Annotated in this window: 18 protein-coding genes; 14 read left to right on the top strand and 4 right to left on the bottom strand. The window is 73.2% G+C overall.

The genetic code is table 11. The features are described 5' to 3' along the window. Positions 1-5: 5 nt before the first annotated feature. A complete protein-coding gene (locus J421_RS14235; RefSeq protein ID WP_104022626.1) occupies positions 6-221 on the bottom strand; it encodes a hypothetical protein in 216 nt (71 codons plus the stop codon). Beyond that, positions 218-1,207 (bottom strand): PP2C family protein-serine/threonine phosphatase, encoded by a 990-nt coding sequence (locus J421_RS14240; RefSeq protein ID WP_025411850.1) that lies wholly within the window; start codon positions 1,205-1,207, stop codon positions 218-220. The genes J421_RS14235 and J421_RS14240 overlap by 4 nt, the downstream gene beginning before the upstream one ends. A 204-nt stretch (positions 1,208-1,411) precedes the next feature. Between J421_RS14240 and J421_RS14245 the strand changes: the two genes are divergently transcribed. The 6 genes from J421_RS14245 to J421_RS14270 all read left to right on the top strand — a co-directional run bounded on the left by J421_RS14245 (position 1,412) and on the right by J421_RS14270 (position 11,757). Continuing rightward, a complete protein-coding gene (locus tag J421_RS14245; protein ID WP_025411851.1) occupies positions 1,412-3,322 on the top strand; it encodes an N-acetylmuramoyl-L-alanine amidase family protein in 1,911 nt (636 codons plus the stop codon). Beyond that, a complete protein-coding gene (locus J421_RS14250; protein ID WP_148306320.1) occupies positions 3,300-6,365 on the top strand; it encodes a PD40 domain-containing protein in 3,066 nt (1,021 codons plus the stop codon). Before J421_RS14245 ends, J421_RS14250 begins: the two co-directional genes overlap by 23 nt. A gap of 54 nt (positions 6,366-6,419) precedes the next feature. Further along, positions 6,420-6,938: a gamma carbonic anhydrase family protein gene (locus J421_RS14255; protein ID WP_104022627.1), complete on the top strand. Its 519-nt coding sequence runs from the start codon at positions 6,420-6,422 to the stop codon at positions 6,936-6,938. A 488-nt stretch (positions 6,939-7,426) separates the two neighbouring features. Beyond that, positions 7,427-9,976, top strand: coding sequence for a vitamin B12-dependent ribonucleotide reductase (locus tag J421_RS14260; RefSeq protein WP_025411853.1), 2,550 nt, complete (start codon positions 7,427-7,429; stop codon positions 9,974-9,976). Between the two features lie 124 nt (positions 9,977-10,100). Continuing rightward, positions 10,101-11,438, top strand: coding sequence for a serine aminopeptidase domain-containing protein (locus tag J421_RS14265; protein ID WP_025411854.1), 1,338 nt, complete (start codon positions 10,101-10,103; stop codon positions 11,436-11,438). A gap of 19 nt (positions 11,439-11,457) precedes the next feature. Then, positions 11,458-11,757, top strand: a complete 300-nt coding sequence (locus J421_RS14270; RefSeq protein WP_025411855.1) for a hypothetical protein — start codon at positions 11,458-11,460, stop codon at positions 11,755-11,757. A 10-nt stretch (positions 11,758-11,767) separates the two neighbouring features. On the opposite strand, the gene J421_RS14275 is transcribed toward J421_RS14270, so the two are convergent. Together J421_RS14275 and J421_RS14280 are read right to left on the bottom strand one after the other, a co-directional pair. Then, positions 11,768-12,103, bottom strand: a complete 336-nt coding sequence (locus J421_RS14275) for a hypothetical protein (RefSeq protein WP_025411856.1) — start codon at positions 12,101-12,103, stop codon at positions 11,768-11,770. Between the two features lie 15 nt (positions 12,104-12,118). Further along, a complete protein-coding gene (locus J421_RS14280) occupies positions 12,119-13,765 on the bottom strand; it encodes a protein kinase domain-containing protein (RefSeq protein WP_025411857.1) in 1,647 nt (548 codons plus the stop codon). A 149-nt stretch (positions 13,766-13,914) separates the two neighbouring features. Between J421_RS14280 and J421_RS14285 the strand changes: the two genes are divergently transcribed. The 8 genes from J421_RS14285 to J421_RS14320 all read left to right on the top strand — a co-directional run bounded on the left by J421_RS14285 (position 13,915) and on the right by J421_RS14320 (position 20,214). Continuing rightward, positions 13,915-15,939: a protein kinase domain-containing protein gene (locus tag J421_RS14285; protein WP_025411858.1), complete on the top strand. Its 2,025-nt coding sequence runs from the start codon at positions 13,915-13,917 to the stop codon at positions 15,937-15,939. Next, on the top strand, positions 15,936-16,733 hold the full coding sequence (locus J421_RS14290; protein WP_025411859.1) for a hypothetical protein: 798 nt from the start codon (positions 15,936-15,938) through the stop codon (positions 16,731-16,733). Before J421_RS14285 ends, J421_RS14290 begins: the two co-directional genes overlap by 4 nt. Before the next feature lie 91 nt (positions 16,734-16,824). Next, complete coding sequence (locus tag J421_RS14295; RefSeq protein ID WP_025411860.1) at positions 16,825-17,049, top strand: hypothetical protein; 225 nt, start codon at positions 16,825-16,827, stop codon at positions 17,047-17,049. Further along, positions 17,046-17,288: a hypothetical protein gene (locus J421_RS14300; RefSeq protein WP_025411861.1), complete on the top strand. Its 243-nt coding sequence runs from the start codon at positions 17,046-17,048 to the stop codon at positions 17,286-17,288. The genes J421_RS14295 and J421_RS14300 overlap by 4 nt, the downstream gene beginning before the upstream one ends. A 135-nt stretch (positions 17,289-17,423) precedes the next feature. Beyond that, a complete protein-coding gene (locus J421_RS14305) occupies positions 17,424-18,074 on the top strand; it encodes a DUF4142 domain-containing protein (protein WP_148306321.1) in 651 nt (216 codons plus the stop codon). 101 nt (positions 18,075-18,175) lie between these two features. After that, the gene (locus tag J421_RS14310) at positions 18,176-18,403 is read left to right on the top strand and encodes a cupredoxin domain-containing protein (protein ID WP_148306322.1); all 228 of its coding nucleotides are present in this window, start codon (positions 18,176-18,178) and stop codon (positions 18,401-18,403) included. 159 nt (positions 18,404-18,562) lie between these two features. Further along, entirely contained in the window at positions 18,563-19,705 is a 1,143-nt protein-coding gene (locus J421_RS14315; RefSeq protein WP_148306323.1) for a M15 family metallopeptidase domain-containing protein, read from the top strand. Then, positions 19,702-20,214, top strand: a complete 513-nt coding sequence (locus tag J421_RS14320; RefSeq protein WP_148306324.1) for a hypothetical protein — start codon at positions 19,702-19,704, stop codon at positions 20,212-20,214. Before J421_RS14315 ends, J421_RS14320 begins: the two co-directional genes overlap by 4 nt. The last annotated feature ends 15 nt before the right edge of the window (positions 20,215-20,229 follow it).

The following is a 20,229-nucleotide window of genomic DNA, read 5'->3' on the forward strand; positions in this document are numbered from 1 at the left end:
ACGGCTCAGCGGTGCAGCAGCTGCCAGAGCGAGAGCAGCGCGACGAGGATCGCCGCCGCACCGAGCACGAGGTAGTACACCCGCACGCGCTCCCGCCGCTCGCGCACCGCGTTGCCCTGGTGCGGCAACACCGGCGACGAGGGCGCGGGCGGCCGCTCGGGGATGCGCGGGGCGGGAGACACGCCCCCGGGCGGCGTGGCGCTCAGCGGCGCGCCGCTCACCGCGGGGGCAGCGTCGCGGTCACGGGCACCGACTCGGACGGCGTGCGCCGCTCCTCCGTCTGGCCCGCGAGCAGGAACGCCTGGTGGCCGACGGCGTCGCCGGTCGACGGCGGCGTGAGCGCCGCGCCGTCGAACCGCGCCGCGACGACGGTGATGTTGTCCGGGCCCCCGCGGTCGTTCGCGCGGTCGATCAGGTCGCGGCACAGCGCATCGAGATCGGGCGCCGTCGCCGCGATCTGCGCCAGCTCCTCGGCGCGGACCTGCCCGAACAACCCGTCGCTGCACAGCACGAGCAGGTCGCCGCGCCGCAGCAGCTGGTGCGTGAGGTCGATCTTCACGCTCGTCTCGGGGCCGAGCGCCTGCAGGATGATGTTGCGGCGCGCGCTCAGCTCCGCCTGCTCGGGGGTGATCTCCCCGGCCTCGACGAGCTTCTGCATCAGCGACTGGTCCTTCGTGATCTGCTGCGCCGCGCCGTCGCGGATGATGTACGCGCGGCTGTCGCCGACCTGCGCGAGGAACAGCGTATCGCCGAGGAGGGCCGCGGCGGTGATCGTCGTCCCCATGCCGTGCAGCTCGCGGTTCCGCTGCGCGTGCAGGTGGATCGCCTCGTTCGCCGCCAGCGTCGCATCGCGGAGCGCGGTGGCGAAGCGCGCCGGGTCGGCCGCCGGGCCGGCGAGGCGGTTGCGCAGCGTGTCGAAGACGGTCTGCACCGCCATGTGGCTCGCCACCTCGCCGGCGGCGGCGCCGCCGAGCCCGTCGGCGACGATAAACAACATCCCCGGGTTGCCGGTCAGCACCTCCTGCGGCCGGGCCGGCGCCTCGCCGTCGTCGAACCGCAGTGCCTCCTCGGCGCGCAGATCGGCGACGAGGAACGCGTCCTCGTTGTGCTCCCGGGTCCGCCCGACGTCGGTGCGCGCGAAGACGCGCACCACCACTCCCGTCGCGGCGGCCATCTCGGAGGTGTCGGGCGACAAGATCACGCCCACGCTTCGGCTCGGCACGGGAACAGGCGCATGCGACCACTACGCCCGCCGACCGAGAAGGTTGCGCCCTGGAAGCTGCGCCGAGTGCCGAGTGTCATCCGGCGCGAAGATAGACGCCGCTCAGAGGGGGGTCAATCGCCGGGGCCGTCCGTCGCCGCGACCGGCGTGACTCCCCGCACCCCCGGCCCGCCGTTAGTTTCCCCGCGCATGACGACCCGCCCTGCGGCCCGTCCTGCGCGCGTCGCGATCGCGCCCGTCCTCGCCAGCCTGCTCGCCAGCGCGTTCGGCTGCGCCCGCGCCCGTCCGACGCCCACGCCGGCGCCGACGCCCGCCGAGGCTCCCGAGCGCGTCGGGCTGCCACCGGTGCCGCGCGTGAACGGCGCCCTGAACATCCGTGTCGTCTCCCCCGGCGAGAACCAGGCGCTCGGCCGGCTCGACTCGACGTTCGTGTTCGGCCAGGTGGGAAGCGGCGACGCGACCCTGCGGATCAACGGCGAGACGGTCCCCGTGGCCCCGAACGGGGCGTTCCTCGCGTTCGTGCCGGTGCCCCCGGCGTCCGCGCCGCGCTACGAGCTGGTCGCGGTCCGCGGTGCGGACACGGCACGCCGGACGATCCCGGTGCGGGTGGCGCCGCGGCGTCCGCTCGGCGCCACCGGCTCGCTGGCCGTCGACGAGGAGAGCATGGGGCCGGCCGAGACCCTGTCGCTCCGCGGCGACGAGCCCGTGCGCGTGACGCTCCGCGCGCCGCGCAACGCCACCGTCTGGATCGCCGCCGACTCGGCGCGCATCCCGCTCGTCGACTGGTCGGCGGCGCGCGGCGTGGCCCCGGGCGACGATGCGGCGACCACCTGGGTGACCGAGGTGCCGGCACGGGTGCTCGCCGCCGCGCGCTCGGCCCGCCTCGTCGCCGCGCGCGGACGCGACACCGTCCGCCTGCGGCCGCTGCGCGTCACGCTCGCCGACCGCCCCGGCACGGGGCCCGACTCGACGCTCGCGCGCGACTTCGTGATGCTCGGCCGCCCCGACGCCGCGGCCGACACCGATCGCGTGATCATCGGCCGGCCGGTGCCGGGGGGCTTCTACAAGTGGTTCTTCATCCCCGGCACGATCGTCGAGCGCACCGGCGTGCAGGGCGAGTTCACGCGCGTACGCCTCGACTCGCGGCTGGAGGTCTGGGTGCCTAACGCCGACGTCGTCGCGCTGCCGGCCGGCGCCGCGCCGGCGCGCCGCGTCGTGGGCAACGTGCGCCTCGCGCCATCCGCCGGGTGGGTCGACGTCACGTTCGGCACCGGCGACCGGCCCCCGTACGAGATCGTCGAGCGCGGCACCGACGTGGACCTGCTGCTCTACGGTACGCAGCTCACGCCCGAGATCCTGCCGATGATCGGCAACGACACGCTCGTGCGGCAGATCGTGTGGACGCAGGACGCGACCGACCGCGCGCGCGTGACGCTACGGTTGTCGCGCGCGCCGTACGGCTATCAGGTGCTGTGGGACGCGGCGGGTGGATCGTTCACGCTGCGGCTGCGGCGCACGCCGACGATCGACCCGCGCGCGCCGCTGCGTGGTCTCACCGTCGTCGTGGACCCGGGCCACCCGCCCGGCGGCGCGACGGGCGGCACGGGGCTCACCGAGCCGGCCGCCGTGCTCCCGGTGGGCTTCCTCGTACGCGACATGCTCCAGCAGCGTGGCGCGAAGGTCGTCATGACGCGGACGACCGCGGACCCCGTGGCATTGGGCGACCGCGCCGTCATCGCGCGCCGCGCGAACGCCGACGTGTTCGTGTCCATCCATCTCAACGCGTTCGGCGAGGGCACCAACCCGTTCGCGAACTACGGCACGAGCACGCTGTTCTACCACCAGCACTCGGAGCCGCTCGCACGGTACGTCGAGCGCGAGCTCGTGAAGCGCTTCCGCATTCCCGACCTCGGCGTGCACTACCAGAACCTCGCCGTGGCGCGCCCGACGTGGTATCCGGCGGTGCTCACCGAGGGGCTGTTCCTCATGTTCCCGGAGCAGGAGAACGCGATGCGCACGCCGGAAGGGCGCGAGCTCTACGCGCGCGGCATCGTCGCCGGTCTGGAATCGTATTTCCGTGACCTGGCCGGTCCGCGCTGACACGGTGAGCGTGGAGCGTGGAGCGGGGAGCGTGGAGCACCGAGGGCGTGTTCGCTCCACACTCCGCGCTCTACGCTCGCTCGCCGTGCTGGGATGCCTAACGGCACGCGCGGCGCTCGCGCAGGGAGTCGACCCCCGGGGTGACTGGCGGACGCTCGCCACGCCGCACTTCCGCGTGCACTTCCCGACGACGCTCGACGACCAGGGGCGGCAGGCCGCCGCCGCGGCGGAGCGGGCGTGGGGGCTGCTCGCGAGCGAGCTCGCGCCGCCGCGGGGGCCGGTCGACCTCGTGCTCACCGACAACGTCGACTTCTCGAACGGCTACGCGCAGCGCGTGCCGACGAACCGCATCGTCATTTACGCGCAGCCGCCGATCGACGCGTCGTCGCTGCGCGCGTTCTACGGCGACTGGCTGCCGATCGTCATCACCCACGAGCTGACGCACGTCTTCCATCTCGACCGCACGCGCGGCGTGTGGCGACTGGCGCAGGGGATCTTCGGCCGCAACCCGGCGCTGTTCCCCAACTCGTACGGGCCGTCGTGGCTCACCGAGGGGCTCGCGGTCTACTTCGAGTCGCGGCTCACCGGCGCCGGACGCATCGTCGGCTCGCAGCACCGTCTCATCGCGCGCGCGGCTGCCGCCGACGCCGAGATCCCGCGCCTCGATCAGCTCAGTCTCGCCGGCTCGGTGTTCCCGTTGGGCGATCGCGCGTACGCGTACGGATCGCTCGTCGTCGACTACATCGCGCGGCACGGCGGCCCGCAGAAGGTCGGCGATTTCGTCGACCGGCAGAGCGCGCAGCTGATCCCGTGGCGGCTCGACCACGCCGCGCGCGCCGCGTTCGGGCTCTCGTTCACCGACGCGTGGCGCGCGTGGCGCGACTCGGTCGTGCGCGACGTCGGTGCGCGGCGCGACACGAGCGCGTGGCGCGAGCTCACGCGCTCCGGCTGGTTCGTGGAGTCGCCGCGCTGGGCCGACGCGCGCACGCTGCTCTACGGCGCGAACGATGGCCGCTCGGTGCCGGCGCTGGAGCGCGTGGACGTCGCCGGCGACCGGCGGCGTCTCGGGCGGCGCAACTCGCTCTCGCCGAACGTGCCGTTGCCCGGCGGCCGCGTGCTGTTCGCGCAGACCGACTTCACCGACCGCTTCGAAGTGCGCAGCGACCTCTGGGTGCAGGACGCGTCGGTCGGCGACCCGGGATTCGGCGCGGCGTCGCGCGGGCAGCGGCGCCTCACGCGCGGCGCGCGCCTGACGAGCCCCGACGCGCGCGCCGACGGCTCCATCGTCGCCGTGCAGTCGGCGGCGGGGCTCACGTGGCTCGTGCGGGTGTCGCCGGACGGCCGCACGATCGTCCCGCTCACGCGCGCATCGGCGGACACGCAGTGGACGGAGCCGCGCTGGTCGCCCGACGGCAGGATCGTCGCCGCCGTGCAGCTCGTGCGCGGCGGGCATTCCGCGGTCGTCGTGCTCGACACCACCGGGCGCGCGCTCGTCGACGCCGTGCGCGACCGCGCGGTGAACGGCGCGCCGAGCTGGTCGCCCGACGGCAGGCGGCTCTACTGGTCGTCCGACCGTACGGGTGCGCCGCAGATCTACGCCGCCGACGTGCGCGACCTCGCACGCGTCGGCCCCGCGCGGCGCTTGAGCGGCGTGACGACCGGACTCGGCGACCCCGCGCCGTCGCCCGACGGTCGCGTGCTCGGTGCGCTGCTGTTCCACGTCGACGGGTACCACGTCGCGGTCACCGACGAGGCGCGGCTCGACGCCGTCGCGACGGACGGCGACGCGACGTACTACACGGCCGCGTCGCGGCTGGCCGCGGAGGCGGAGCGCACGACGGGTGCGACGACCCGCTACCGACCGTGGCGCTCGCTGCTGCCGCGCTACTGGACGCCGATCTCGGGCCCCTCCGACGGTGGCAGCGTCACGCTCGGCGCGGCGACGAGCGGCGTCGACGTGCTCGGACGGCACTCGTACGCCGCGCAGGCGACGATGAACCTCGACACGCGCGACCTCGAGGGCGGCGTCGCGTATCGCTACGCGCGGCTCGCGCAGCCGCTCGTCGATCTCAGCGCGAGCCAGTCGTGGGTGTACGACAGCACGCTGGTGCGCGCGAGCGGAGTGCTCGACACGGTGCCGCTGTTTCGCCGGTCGCGCACCGCGGCGCTCACGCTCACGTTCACGCGGCCGCGCGTGCGCACCGGCGCGTCGCTGTCGGTCGGCGCGCTGTACGAGCAGCGGGGCTACACGTCGACGTTCGCGCCGCTCGTGCCGCGCGCCGACTCGATACTCGGCCGCTCGTTCCCGGCGCTGTTCGTGTCGGCGGGATGGTCGAACACGCGCCGTCCGGTGCGCAGCATCTCGCCGGAGGACGGCGTGTCGCTCTCCGGGTCCGTGCAGCAGCGGTGGCAGGAGGGGCGGCTCGGACCGTGGTCGCGCCGCGCGACCGGCGTCGGCCGGCTGTTCAAGTCGCTCGACCTCCCGGGGTTCGCGCACCACGTGCTGGCGCTGCGCGCCGCCGGCGGCGCGACCGACGCGCGCACCGCGACCGAGCTCACGGCGGGCGGCGTGAGCGGCAGCTCGGCGGAGGTGCTGCCGGGGCTCACGATCGGCGACCCGTCGCGCACGTTCGGCGTGCGCGGGTTCGCGGGCGGCGCGCAGCAGGGCGTGCGCGCGGCGGCCGGCTCGGTGGAGTACCGCGCGCCGCTCGCGCTGCCGGCGCGCGGCGCGCGCCTGCTGCCGGTGTTCGCCGACCGGCTGTTCGTCACCGCGTTCGCCGACGCGGGGAGCGCGTGGTGTCCGACGTCGGTGAGCCGCACGGCCCAGCCGCTGTGCCTGGCGACGGCGTCGGGCGCGCCGTCGCGCCGCTCGCCGACGTCGCCGACGTGGATGGCGTCGGTCGGCGCGGAGCTCGGCCTCGACGCGGCGCTCTCGTACGACGTGCCGTACCGCTTCCGACTCGGCGTCGCGGCACCGGTGGCGCAGCGCGACCTCGCGCCGTCGGCGGTGCGGGTGTACTTCACGTTAGGCCTGGCATTCTGAGGCGCGCAGCGCCGAAGAATCCGCTCTCACCGCACCGAGCCGCCGCGCCGAGTCATGCCCATCGATCCGACCGCGTTCATCCATCCCCTCGCGTTCGTGTGCGGCGACGTGACGTTGGGCGCGCACGCCAGCGTGTGGCCGTTCGCCGTGATCCGCGCCGACAGCGACCGGATCGTCGTCGGCGCCGACACCAACGTGCAGGACGGCGCGGTGCTGCACACCGATCCGGGGCTCGTCTGCTCGCTCGGCGCGCGCGTGGTGGTGGGGCACCGCGCGGTCGTGCACGGCGCGACGGTGGAGGACGACGTGCTCGTGGGCATGGGCGCGATCGTGCTGAACCGCGCGGTGATCGGCGCGGGCTCCATCGTCGCCGCGGGCGCGGTGGTGACGGAGGGCACGACGATCCCGCCGAACTCGCTCGTCGTCGGCGCGCCGGGGCGCGTCGTGCGGTCGACGACGGACGCGCACCGGGCGGGCATCCGCCGGGGCGTGGCGTCGTATCTCGCGCTGCAGCGGCGGCACGCCGCGGGCGAGTTGCCGCGCCACGTCGGCGAGACCGCGACGGGCGCCTAACGGTCAGCGTTAGGCGGCTGGACGCGCGTTGGGAGGCGCGTTAGGCGGTCCCGGGCTGTCCGGACCCGTCGCCATGGGAACGTGTGACACACGGCCGCGCAAGGGGTCCGTGGGACGCCACGTGTCGCGCAACAGCGGCACGGGAGATGCCACACGTGAAGGCGAGCAAGCCGGCGTCTGGCGACGTCGAGCAGAGGGCGGTGCGGTCGAGTCTGGCGTGCTGCGCAACGGTGTGGAACAGCTGTCGGCGAATGCGTCTCTACCTCTTGTCTCACATGCGATTGCGCGCCTGCTGCCGAATCGGCGGTGACGCGTGAGACGGCGGCAGGGACACGTCGTCCGACAGTCCGACACGGGTGTGTGACGCACTCCATTGTGGAACCGAGCAAGCACCACTAGACTCTGCCTCCCCGCCGCCACAAGCCGTCCGTCCCGCAGCACTCGGTGCTGTCGATACATCGCCGTACCCACAGGTGGAGAGCCGTCGCATGCCGCTGAGCACCACGCCGCCCGCCATCCCCGCGCAACTCAGCCAGAACGCGCGGACCGTTCTCGCGAAGCGCTACCTCGTGAAGGACGCCGCCGGCAAGCCGACGGAGACGCCGGAGGACATGTTCTGGAGGGTGGCGACGGTGGTCGCCGAAGCGGACCGCCGCTACGGCGCGAGCGATGCCCAGGTGCAGGCGCTGGCCGAAGAGTTCTACGCGCTCATGACGCAGCGTCGCTTCGTGCCGAACTCGCCGACGCTCATGAACGCCGGCCGCCCGCTCGGCCAGCTCTCTGCGTGCTTCGTGCTGCCCGTCGACGACGCGCTGTCCAACGGGCAGAACGGCATCTATGACACGCTCCGCTCGATGGCGCTCATCCACCAGAGCGGCGGCGGCACCGGCTTCTCGTTCAGCCGCCTCCGGCAGAAGGGAAGCATGGTGCGCTCGACGACCGGCGTCGCGAGCGGCCCCGTGTCGTTCATGAAGCTCTACGACGCGAGCACGGACGCGGTGAAGCAGGGCGGCACGCGGCGCGGCGCGAACATGGGCATCCTGCGCGTCGACCATCCCGACGTGCTCGAGTTCATCACCTGCAAGGAAGACCTCACGCAGGTGACGAACTTCAACATCTCGGTGGCCGTCACCGAGAAGTTCATGCAGGCGCTGCAGGCGGGCACGAGCTACGACCTCGTCGAGCCGTCGAGCGGCCGCGTCGTCGCGCAGCTCGACGCGCGCACGGTGTGGGACAAGATGGTGCTCGGCGCGTGGCGCACCGGCGAGCCGGGCGTGTTCTTCATCGACGAGGCGAACCGGTACAACCCGGTGCCGCACCTCGGCGCGTACGAGGCGACGAACCCGTGCGGCGAACAGCCGCTGCTGCCGTACGACGTCTGCAACCTCGGCTCGGTGAACGTCGGCTGGTACGTGACGGACGGCGTCGTCGACTGGGATGCGATGGCGCGCGACATCCGCACGTCGACGCACTTCCTCGACAACATCATCGACGTCAACAAGTACCCGCTGCCGGAGATCGACGCGCTGTCCAAGCGCATCCGCCGCATCGGGCTCGGCGTCATGGGCTTCGCGGATCTGCTCGTGCGCATGGGCATCCCGTACGACACGCCCGAGGGCGTGGAGATGGGCCGCCGCGTGATGGAGTTCCTCGACGTCGAGGGGAAGAAGGAGAGCGAGCGCCTCGCGAACGAGCGCGGGCCGTTCCCGGAGTGGGCGCGTTCCATCTGGGGCCCGGACGAGACGTGCGCGCGTGACGCGAGCGGTGCGCGCATCCGCCCGATGCAGCTCCTCCGCAACTGCAACGTCACGACGGTCGCGCCCACGGGCACGATCTCCATCATCGCCGGCTGCTCGTCGGGGCTCGAGCCGCTGTTCGCGGTCGCGTTCATGCGCAACCAGGCGGGCGTCATGATGCCCGACGTGAACGAGGACTTCGTCGCCGTCGCCCAGCGCGAGGGATGGTACTCCGACGCGCTCATGGAGCGCATCGCGAAGACCGGCTCGGTGAAGCAGTCCGAGATCCCGGAGCGGTGGCAGCGCGTGTTCGTCACCGCGAACGAGATCACCCCCGAGTGGCACGTGCGCATGCAGGCCGCCTTCCAGCAGCACTGCGACTCGGCGATCTCCAAGACGACGAACTTCGCCCACACGGCGACCGTCGACGACGTGCGCGCGATCTACGAGCTCGCGTACGAGTTGAACTGCAAGGGCGTCACCGTCTACCGCGACGGGTCGCGCGACAACCAGGTGCTGTCCACCGGCGCCACCGAGCAGGCGAAGAAGGAGCGCGAGAAGGGCGGGGCGCCCGCCGCGGCTTCCGTCGCCGCACCGGGCGCGGGCGAGCTGCCGGCGCTGAAGCGGCAGGTCGGTGAGCTCACCGGCACGATCGCCGAGCTCGAGGCGGAGCTCGAGCGCACGAAGAAGAGCCTCTACGACGCCGAGGCGGAGAACCTGCAGCGCCGCGCGAAGCGTGCGCGCCCCGACAAGCTCCGCTCGACGTCGATGCGCAAGGAGACGCCGTTAGGCACGATGTTCGTCCACATCTCGGAGGACGACCGCGGCCAGCCGTTCGACGTCTTCATCAACCTCGGCAAGGCCGGCGGCTCCGCGATGGCGGACGCCGAGGCGTTGGGCCGCATGATCTCGCTCGCGCTGCGCAGCGGCATCCCGCTCATGGAGATCCACCGCCAGCTCCGCGGCATCAGCTCCGACCGTGCCGTGGGCCTCGGCCCGAACAAGGTGCTCTCCGTGCCCGACGCCGTCGGCCTCGCGCTCGAGGAGTGGTGGCGCGACAAGCAGGGCGTGCAGCAGGAGCTGCTCGCGCCGACGCTCCCGATGCAGACGCCCGTCGCGTCGATCCCGGTGGTGCCCGCTCCGGTGGCGAACGGTGGCGCGGAAGCGCAGGCCCAGCTCGGGCTGCAGGCGTACGATCCCGGCGAGTCGTTCATGGGCACGTGCCCCGACTGCGGCAGCCAGCTCGAGTTCGCGGAAGGGTGCGTGAAGTGCCACGTGTGCGGGTTCAGCGAGTGCGGCTGATCGGCTGACGCGCCGGGCGCGGCGCGCGCCGGATGTGACGAGACCCGGGGCTCCACGGTTGCGACCGCGGATCCCCGGGTCTCACCTTTTGCTGGTCACGCATCAGAGACCCGCATCGCGAACCATGTCGACGCTCGCTGCCGCCGTACTCGCCGCCGGCCTCGCCGCCGCGCGCCTAACGCAGGCCCAGCCCGCCGTACCCGACACCATCGGTGGCCTGCCACGCCACGCCGTGCTCGGCGTCGCGGTCACCCGCGACTCCGCCGCGGCGGACGGCCGCGGCGTCGTGATCCAGGCCATCGGGCCCACCGGCACCGCCGCGCTCGCGGGCGTGCACGCCGGCGACCGCGTGCTCACCTTGAACGACACCGCGGTGACCGACGTCGCGACGTTCGTCGCGCGCAGCGGTCGACTGCTCGCCGGGCGGCCGGTGACCCTGCGTGTGCGCCGCGGCCGCGACACGCTCGAGCTGCGCGCGCGCGCCGTGGCGCGGCCGCTGGAGGCGGCGGCACCCGGCGTGACGGTGGACTACGGCTCGGTGGAAGGTGCGGGCGTGCGACGCCGCACGATCACCGTGCGGCCGGCGACGCCGGGCCGCCATCCCGGGCTGCTGTTCATGGGCGGCGTCGGCTGCTACTCGCTCGACGGCCTGCGCGAGCAGGGCGGCTACGGCACGCTGATCTACGGGCTCGCGCGGGCCGGCTACGCCGTGATGCGCGTGGAGAAGGTGGGCATGGGCGACAGCGACGGGCCGTCGTGCGACAGCCCCGCTGCCGACCTGCACCTCGAGATCGCCGGCCTAACGGCGGGGCTCCGCGCGCTGCGAGCCGACCCGCGCGTGGACAGCGCGCACGTCGCGATCGTGGCGCACAGCATGGGACCCATCGAGGCCTCGATCGTCGCGGACTCCATCCCGGTCTCCGCGCTCGTGCTCGCGGAGACCACGGGGCTGAACTGGCTCGAGTACGACCTCGCGAACGCGCGGCGACAGCTCGTGCTGCTCGGCCGCCCGTACGACGAGGTGGAGCGCGAGATGCGCCTGCACGTGCAGTGCGCCTACCGCTTCCACGTCCTCCACGAGACGCCGCAGGCGATCACCGCCGCGCTGCCCGGCTGCGCGGGGAATCTCGCGCTGCCGCAGCCGTACACCTACATGCAGCAGGTCGGCGACGTCGACCAGGCCGAGCACTGGAAGCGCATCGACCGCCCGGTGCTCGTGATCTACGGCACGTCCGACTTCGTCACGTCGGAGGCCGACAGCCGGTACCTCGTCGACATGATCAACGGGTTCCATCCGGGGCGCGCATCGCTGCGCGTCATCGAGGGGATGGACCACGGCCTCGAGAGCGCGCCGCCGCCGCGCGAGGCCATCCGCCAGCAGCGCGCGGGGCCGGGCGAGGCGCACCCCGCGCTGCTGCCGACGGTGCGTGCGTGGCTCGACCAGGCTGTGAAGCCCGCCTAGGGTGATTACTCCTTCCGGGATGTCACAGCGCTACCATCGCTCCACGAACGGGCCGCGCCCGACGCACCCCACGCCGTACACGGACTTCTTCGACGGCCTCGGGCCCGACCTGAAGGACGCCAACCGCGTGAGTCGGGCGCTGCACCAGCTCCTGCGCCGCCGCGCCGAGAGCGCCGACGTCGACCTCAAGGTCGACGAGCGGGGGTTCGATCCCGACTTCCTGCCGGCGCTGCTCGACGAGATCATCGCCACGGCGCAGGCGATGAAGGACGCGGCGCTGCTCTACTCCAAGCGACGCGGCGCCGTCGACCAGTGGTGAGCGCGCGCCGTCACTCGTCGTCGGCGTCGCCGCCGGTGGCGAGGGCGGCGCGCCCGGCGTCGGTCACCGTCACGCGCTTGGAGTAGTCCGCGCCGCGCGCCACCGACAGCAGCCCGCGCTCCACGAGCTGCGTCATGATCTGCGTGACCTGCGCCTCGGAGAACATCGGTCCGGGCTTGTCGAACCCCGTCGTCACCGCGGCGCGGTGCCGGGCCGCGAGCTGGTTGCGGATGCTCAGCACCAGGCCGTCCCACCGCGGGCCTGCCTCGTTCCGGCCGGGAATGGGCACGTCGATCTCCGCCACGGCTTCCTTGAGCACGAGCCGCTGGCGATCCGTCAGCTTCATGTCGACTCCGTTTCGTTAGGCGCCCGCCGTCGGGCGCACCGCGGCGAGCGCCGCGCGCAGCTCGCCGCCGTCGCGGTAGCGGTCCGACGGCGACTTCGCGAGACACCGCCGCACCACCGCGTCCAGCTCGGGCGTCACGCTGTCGCGCCGCTCGCGCAGCGACGGCACCGGGGCCGTGAACTTCGCGCTCACCAGATGCGTCGGGTTGCCGCTCGCGAACGGTACCTCGCCGGCGAGCATCTCGTACAGCATGCAGCCGAGCGCGTACACGTCCCACCGGGCGTCGACGCCGGACGCGCCGGTGAGCTGCTCGGGGCTCTGGTACGCCGGCGATCCGACGCGGATTGCGGTCGACGTCCGATCGTGCGCCGTCGCGCTGACCAGCGCCTCGGCGATGCCGAGCCCCGTCACGACGCAGCCCGCGTCGCCGCCGACGACGTACTTCGGGCGCAGGTCCCCGTGACGCACGCCGCGCTCGTGGGCGTGCGCCAGCGCCGCCGCCACGTCGTCGGCGACGGCGAGCGCCTCGCCTAACGGCAGCTGCCGCTCGCGCGCGAGCCGGTCGCGCAGCGACACGCCTTCCGGGCGCGAGACCACGTAGTACACGACGTGCTCCGCGACGCCGTGCTCGTACAGCGGCGCCACGTGCGGCTCGTCGAGCGACGCGATGCGGTCGAGGTGCGCGCCGAGCAGGTCGAAGTCGGCGCTCGTCGACACGCCGGCATCGAGCAGATGGATCTCGACCGGCACGCGCCGCGTGCGATCGAACGCCTGGTAGCTCACGATGGCGCCGACGACGTGCCGCGACGTCTGCGCGTCGATGTCGAAGCGCGCGCCGAGCGTGCGATCGAGCCACGCGAGCCGCCGGTCGCGTGCGCGCTCGCGCACCGCGTCGGCGCGCAGCGCGGCCGCCGCGCGCGCGCCGCCCCGCGCGGTCGTCGCGTCGGGCTCCTCGCCGGCGCGGAGCTGCGCGGCGAGGTCGGCGACCGCAGCATCGGGCTCGGTGCCGAGCTGCTGGCGCACCACCGTCTCGTGCACGGCGGCGAACTGCAGCGCGCCGGTGCGGTCGCCCGCGTCGGAGAGCGCGCGCATGAGACCGAGCGCATAGCGCGAGCTCACCGGGTGCTCGGCGGCGAGCCGGCGCCACCAGGTCACCGCACCCGTGCGGTCGCCGCGCGCGGAGCTCTCGGCGGCGAGCGCCTCGAGCGACGCGGTGTGCAGCCGCGCGAAGTGCGCGCGCTGCGCGTCGGCCCAGTGCTCGAACTCCGGCGCGTCGCTCACCACGAAGCCGTCGAGGAACGGACCCTTGTACAGCGCGACGACTCGCTGGTGTGCGCCCGCTTCCGCCGCTTCCTCGAGCTCCTGCACGTCGGAGCTGATGACCGCGGGGTTGAGCTGCAGCGCCGACGTGCCGAGGAACAGCGCGTCGCCGCCGAGCGCGTGCTGCAGCGCGTGCAGCGCCTGGCGCAGCGCGTGGCGCGCGCGCTCCTCGTCGACGTCGGGCCACAGCACGCCGACCAGCTTGTCGCGGCTGATCGGCCGCGTGCCCGCGGCGGCGACCAGCACGAGCAGCGCCAGCCGTCGGCGCTGGCTCGCCGCGCCGGTGTGGGGCTCGCCGTCGTCGCGCAGCAGCACGCCGCCGAACGTCGTCAGTCGGAGCACGCGAAAGGGTCGCAGGGGAGGGGATCGTGCATCGACGGTGGGCGCGGGTAGGCGGATCACCACCGCAGGCAAGATAGCAAGTCGACCGCTCGGACCGAGGGAGGAACGACCCTGGTAGGGGCCACGGCGGGGTCGTATAGTGAGCACCGATGACGTGGCCCGTGATGGCAAGGGATCTCCAGCAGTACCTCGGCACCGTCCTCGCCGCCAATTACCGGATCGAGCGCGAGCTCGGCGTCGGCGCGACGGCCAGGGTGTACCTCGCGCACGACCTGAAGCACGACCGGCTCGTCGCGCTGAAGGTCCTGCGCCCGGAGATCGCCGTCGCGATGGGGGCCGAGCGGTTTCTCCGCGAGATCCAGACGGCCGCGCGCCTGTCGCATCCGGGCATCCTGCCGCTCTACGACTCGGGCGAGACGGAGGGGCTGCTCTACTTCACGATGCCGTTCATCGAGGGCGAGTCGCTGCGCGACCGCCTCGAGCGCGAGGAGCGGCTTCCGGTGGACGAGGCGGTTCGGATCACGCGCGACGTGGCCGAGGCGCTCGGCTTCGCGCACGAGTGCGGCGTCATCCACCGCGACGTGAAGCCGGAGAACATCCTGCTGGCCGGGCACTCGCCCGATGGGCGGCGGCACACCGGCGGTGTCCGGCCGCTCGTCGCCGACTTCGGGATCGCGCTCGCGCTTGAGGACTCGGAGTCGCGGCTCACGCACACGGGCATGGTCGTCGGCACGCCGCGCTACATGAGCCCCGAGCAGAGCATCGGCATCGCGGCGCTCGATCATCGGACCGACGTGTACAGCCTCGCGTGCGTGCTGTACGAGATGCTCACCGGGCGCGCGCCATTCGAGGGCCCGACGCTGCAGGCGATCGTCACGCAGCGGCGGTACGAGGATCCGCCGGCGATCCAGTCGCTGCGTCCCGACGTGCCGCGCGCCGTGTCCAACGCGCTCGCCGAAGCGCTGGCGAAGGATCCGGCCGACCGCTTCGCGAGCATGGAGCAGTTCTCCGCCGCGCTCGTCGATCCGACGCGCCGCCGCCGCATGACGCGCCGCGCGGCGCGCCGGCTGCGCGTGTGGGCCGGCGTCGGCGTGGCGCTCTCCGCGCTCGCCGTCGTCGGAGCGGTAGCCGTGCGCACGCAGACGTCGCCGTTGAAGCGGCGCGATTGGGTGGTCGTCTCCGACTTCGACGGTCCGCCGTCGGACCCGGCGCTCGGCCGCGTGGTGCGCGAGCTCGTGACGACGGAGCTGAATCAGTCGCGGTTCGTCTCCACCATGCCGCGGTCCGCGCTCGCCGGGGCGCTCCGCGCGTCGGGTCGGCCCGAGACGACGCGCGTGAACGTCGACCTCGCGCGCGAGCTCGCGGAGCGCAGCTCCGTGCGTGCCGTGGTGACCGGGAACGTGGAGACCGCCGGCGACGGATACCGGCTCGTCGTGCGCGTGGTGGACCACGACGCGGGGAAGGAGATCGCCACCGCGTCGGCGGTCGCCTCCGCGGACAGCGTCGTTCCCGTCGTGCAGCGACTCGGCCACGCGCTCCGCGAGCAGCTCGGCGAGCGTCGCAGTGAGCTCGAACGCAACCAGGTGCTGCTCGACATCGCCACGCCCTCGCTCCCGGCCTACCGCAGATACGTCGACGCGCTCGCCCGCAAGGAGAGCGGCGACGTCGCCGGGAGCAACCGGCTGCTGCGCGATGCCGTCGCGCTGGACACCGGCTTCGCGGCAGCGTGGGCGCTCATGGGGCTCAACTACATCGAGGCGCGCAATCTCGACTCCGCGCGGCTCACGCTGAGCGAGGCGCTGCGTCGACCGCAGCGGCTCAGCACCGCGCAGAGCTACCGGCTGAAGGCGGACGCCGCGTACGCCATCGACCGCGACCTCACGTCGGCGGTGAAGTGGTACACGCAGTACCTGTCGCTCGTCCCGAACTCGGTCGGCGGCCGCAGCAACCGCGGGCTGTACATGTACATGCTCGGTCGGTACGAGGACGCGCTCGCGGACTTCGACAGCGCCGCGGCGAACAACCCGTTCGGGCGCGATCAGGATCCGCCGATGGTGATCAACGCGGCGGACATGCTGATGGCGTTAGGCCGTCCGGATCGCGCCGCGGAGCGTGCGCGCGCGCGCTCACCGGCGTCTACGCCGACGACGCATCGATCCTGCTCGCCACGGTGACGAACCGGTGGGCCGACGCGGAGCGCGTCGCGACACGCGCGGCGAACGCGCCCGGCTCGTCTCCGAGCCTCCGGATCGACGCGACGACGGCGCTCGCCGCGGTGCGCGCCGTCCACGGCGAGGTGGCCGCGGCCGGGCGCATCCTCTCCGCCGCGGCCGCGCGGTCGACGGGCGCCGAGCAGCGCTGGTACGAGAACGCGCGCTCGATCCTCGCCATCGTCAGCGGCGAGTCGGAGCCGGCGATCGGCGCCTCGCTGGCGAGCGACAGCACCCCTGGCGCCGTGCAGGCGCGCGGACTGCGGCTCGCCGCGCGCGGCGACACGAGCGGCGCCCGTGCCGTCCTCCGACACCTCGACGCGCTGCCGCCGGTGGAGCTGGCGCGACTCGGCCACGGCCCGGTCGTCATCGCGTCGCTCATCGACGGCCGCGCGGGACGGTGGGCGCACGTGATCGAGACGCTCGCACCGCTCGCGCGGGCGGGCGAGCACGAGTCGCTGAACGCGGACCGCGCGCCGAGCCTCATCATGCGGTGGATCGTGGCGGACGCGTATGCGCACGTCGGCGAGCTGGATTCCGCCGTCGTGACGATGGCGCGCGCGGTGGATTACCGGCGCGTGCCGCCGGGGCACCTGGTGCTGCGGGGGCTCGCATACTCCTTCGCGCAGCGCCGGCTCGCGGAGTGGCAGGAGCGTCGCGGCGATCGCGACGCCAGCCGCCGCGCGTGGGCGGCTTTCCGCGCGGCGTTCACGAACCCCGATCCGGCGCTTCGCCACCTGCTCGTCGGCGCTCGATGACGGCCCGAGGTGACGAGGTGATGACGCAGCGGTGACTCGGCGCGGCGCATAGTCCCGGCGTCCACGACACACCGTACCGCCGGGAGGCCTCATGTCGCCGTCCACGTCGCACGCCGTCGCTCCGCGTCGTCTCCACGCGCTCGTCGCCGCGATCGCGGCGCGCCGCACCGCGCCGTCGCCGGTCGGCACCGTGCTCCGCGGCCGGGAGCTCTGCTCCGCCCACTTCATCTCCGGGCCGGGGTGGATGTCGCGGGTCACCGCCGTCCTCGCGAGCGATCGGGCCGCGGCCACGGCGGCGCGGAGGCGGAGCGCATGATCGGCCGCAAGCTCGTGATGGCGCCGATCGTCGCCGGCGGCCTGCTGCTCGCCGCCGCCCGCGTGGGAGCCGTTAGGCCCGCGCCGGCCCCCGCGCCGCCGTCGCCCGGACTGCTCGCCCTCGGCGCGGCGGCGCTCGTTGGACTCGGCCTCCGCGCGCGTCGCGAGCGCGCCACGGGGCTCGACGACTGGCGGCCGGAGCCAGCGAAGGAGCCTGTGGTCGTCCAGCGCGTCGAGTAGCTCGACGCGCCGCGACGCGCGCGGATGTGGTCAAGGTCGCCGCCGAACGGCGGGATGGCGCAAAAGAACAGAAATTGCTGCGCTATTCTCCGTTTCGAGCAGACGGCGTTCCTACACCACGTCCGGAGAGCCCACATGTCCGTCCAGTCCTCCACCAGATCGTTCGCGCGCGTCGTTCTCGTCAGCGGGGCCAGCCTCGCCTGCCTCTTGGCGGCCTGCGCGAAGAAGGACACCGCGGCCGACACCGCGGGTGCGACCGCTGCTCCTGCCGCCAGGAGCGATTCGGCCACGTCGGGCACCCCGACCGCGAGTGCGAGCGCGTCCGGGGGCGCGCTGAACGACGCGCAGATCGCGCACGTCGCGGTGACGGCGAACTCCATCGACAGCACCGCCGGCGAGCTCGCGAAGAAGAAGGGGACGGCGAAGGCGGTGAAGGACTTCGCGCAGACGATGATCACGGACCACTCGGGCGCGAACAAGGAAGCCGTCGCGCTCGCGACGAAGCTGAACGTGACGCCGCAGGACAACCCGACCAGTCAGCAGCTGAAGAGCGGCGCCGACGCGTCGAACTCCGCCCTGCAGGGGATGAGCGGCGCGGCGTTCGACTCGGCGTACATCGCGCACGAGGTCGACTACCACCAGGCGGTGCTGAACGCGCTCGATCAGACGCTCATTCCGGGCGCGCAGAACGCGGAGCTGAAGGCGCTGCTGCAGAAGGTGCGGCCGGTCGTCGCGGCGCACCTCGACCGCGCGAAGAGCATCCAGTCCGGGCTCGGCAAGAAGTGAGGTCGCGGGCAGGGGTCGCGAGCGCCGGCGCGATCGCGATGGGGCTCGCGCTGGCCTCGTGCGCGCGACGCCCGCCGCCGCGAGCGTACACTGTGACCATCGTGAACTTCGTGACTCAGCCGGCGACGCTGCGCGTCGCGCCCGGCGACACCGTCGTCTGGAAGAACACCGACTTCGTGCCGCACACGGCGACGGCGCGCGACGGCGCGTTCGACTCGAAGACGATCGACGGCGGCAAGAGCTGGCGCTGGGTCGCTGCGGCGGCCGGCAGCCATCCGTACTACTGCATCTTCCACCCGAACATGCAGGCGACGATCGAGGTGCGATGAGTCGGCGGCGGCACGGATGAGCCGATGGCCGGGGACGGTTCGCGGGCACGATCGCGAGCCGTCCCCGGCCTCGCTTCCGCTCGGCACGGATCACGCGACAGGAGCGGTCGGTCCGGCCGCGGGTCGCCGGATGGATCCCCGTCGTCGCGGAGGCAGCCGATGGAAACAGTCGCCCAGCTCGTGGAGCGGGCGTTGCAGCTTCCCGAGCCACCCGGCAGCTGGTGGCACCGGGCCGGGGTGTCTCCGCGCGCGGAGCGCTGGCTCGAGGTGATCTCGTCGGTCGTCCTCGCGGTGCTCGCGGTCGCGTGGATCTGGACCATCGTGCAGGCGCGCGCGCTGACGACCGCCGAGAGCGGCGGCGAGGCGACGACCCCGACGACGCGCTCCGTGGCCGCGGCGCTCACGAACCCCGACGCGCCGTCGACCGCGTATCTCACGAGCGCCGCGCTCGAGGCTCTGGTTCCGCTGCGCGGCGCGAGCGGCAAGGTGCGCATCGTCATGCGCACCCCCGGCGACTCGGCGGGCGCGCTGCCGCACGGTGCGGAGGTGGTCTACGGCACCGACTCGGCGGCGCCGCGTCCGTCGGCGGTCGGGCAGGTCGCGCTTCGCGTGGCGAACGCGCTCCGGCCGGTGACCGATCTCAGCGTCGTCACGCTCACGCCGCTCTCCGAGCGCAAGGGCGGCCGGATCGGTCTCTACTACATCGGGTCGTGGCCCACGGAGCACGGGGCGCGCGGCCCGGCGAAGGCGCCGCCGGCGAAGTACGCGCCGCCGCGCGGCCTCATCGAGGTCACCCCGGAGACGCAGGACACGCGGCTGTCCGAGCACCTGCGCATCCGCGACTTCCTCACCCACGACCAGCAGAACGTCTGGCCGAAGTACGTCGTGGTGCAGCCGTCCATCCTCGACAAGGACGAGCTGGTGCTCGCCGACCTCGAGTCGCATGGGATCGCCGCGAAGGGATTCCACGTGATGAGCGGGTTCCGCTCGCCGCAGTACAACGCCGGCGGCGGCGACAAGACCGGTCGGGCGAACCTCAGCCGGCACATGTACGGCGACGCGAACGACATCTGGATCGACAACGACGGCGACGGCCAGATGGACGACCTCAATCATGACGGACGCATCGACATCCGCGACGCGCAGGTGGTCTGCAGCGCGGTGGAGCGCGTGGAGCAGGCGCATCCCGAGCTCGTCGGCGGGTGCGGCATCTATCCCGGCAACGGTGCGCACGGTCCCTTCACTCACATCGACGCCCGCGGGTATCGCGCCCGATGGACGGGCGGGAGCAATGGCGGATGAGCGACAGAGAGATCCTTCCTCGCACGAGCGACGAGACCGCGGTGCGCAACGGCCGTGAGAACGGCCGCGACAATGGCCGCGACAATGGGCGCGACAATGGGCGCGACACCGCGCGGCGCGCGCTGGACCCGCTCATGGGCGTGCGTGCGGCCGACATCGAGCCGTATACCGGGCTCCGCTACCTGTCGAAGCTGTTCCGCATGATCGCGATCGTCCTCGTGCTGATGCTGATCGCCGAGGTGGTCACGGGGCTCGCGCGGCAGGGCGTGGAGTCGGTGCCGACGCTCGTGTCGGAGGTGAGCCGGCTCATCGTGCTCGCCGGGCTGCTGTGGGGCGTCGGCGACCTCGCGGTGCTGCTCGTGGACGTCGGCCACGACGTGCGCGCGGTGCGCATCCTCATGGGGCGGCAGACCTCGCACCTCACGCAGCACGCGCACGAGCATCCCGTGACGCACGCGCCGGTCGTCGCCGACACGCCAGCGACGCCGCCGAACGAGCGGCGCATCTGACGGCTGCCTAACGAC

The organism is Gemmatirosa kalamazoonensis, assembly GCF_000522985.1.
Taxonomy (GTDB): Bacteria; Gemmatimonadota; Gemmatimonadetes; order Gemmatimonadales; family Gemmatimonadaceae; genus Gemmatirosa; species Gemmatirosa kalamazoonensis.

Excerpts from the sequence above, each read along its gene's own strand:
- J421_RS14245 (WP_025411851.1), top strand. The coding sequence starts at position 1,412 with ATGACGACCCGCCCTGCGGCCCGTCCTGCGCGCGTCGCGATCGCGCCC.
- J421_RS14255 (WP_104022627.1), top strand. The coding sequence starts at position 6,420 with ATGCCCATCGATCCGACCGCGTTCATCCATCCCCTCGCGTTCGTGTGC.
- J421_RS14260 (WP_025411853.1), top strand. The coding sequence starts at position 7,427 with ATGCCGCTGAGCACCACGCCGCCCGCCATCCCCGCGCAACTCAGCCAG.
- J421_RS14265 (WP_025411854.1), top strand. The coding sequence starts at position 10,101 with ATGTCGACGCTCGCTGCCGCCGTACTCGCCGCCGGCCTCGCCGCCGCG.
- J421_RS14270 (WP_025411855.1), top strand. The coding sequence starts at position 11,458 with ATGTCACAGCGCTACCATCGCTCCACGAACGGGCCGCGCCCGACGCAC.
- J421_RS14275 (WP_025411856.1), bottom strand. The coding sequence starts at position 12,103 with ATGAAGCTGACGGATCGCCAGCGGCTCGTGCTCAAGGAAGCCGTGGCG.
- J421_RS14285 (WP_025411858.1), top strand. The coding sequence starts at position 13,915 with ATGACGTGGCCCGTGATGGCAAGGGATCTCCAGCAGTACCTCGGCACC.
- J421_RS14295 (WP_025411860.1), top strand. The coding sequence starts at position 16,825 with ATGTCGCCGTCCACGTCGCACGCCGTCGCTCCGCGTCGTCTCCACGCG.
- J421_RS14300 (WP_025411861.1), top strand. The coding sequence starts at position 17,046 with ATGATCGGCCGCAAGCTCGTGATGGCGCCGATCGTCGCCGGCGGCCTG.
- J421_RS14305 (WP_148306321.1), top strand. The coding sequence starts at position 17,424 with ATGTCCGTCCAGTCCTCCACCAGATCGTTCGCGCGCGTCGTTCTCGTC.
- J421_RS14315 (WP_148306323.1), top strand. The coding sequence starts at position 18,563 with ATGGAAACAGTCGCCCAGCTCGTGGAGCGGGCGTTGCAGCTTCCCGAG.
- J421_RS14320 (WP_148306324.1), top strand. The coding sequence starts at position 19,702 with ATGAGCGACAGAGAGATCCTTCCTCGCACGAGCGACGAGACCGCGGTG.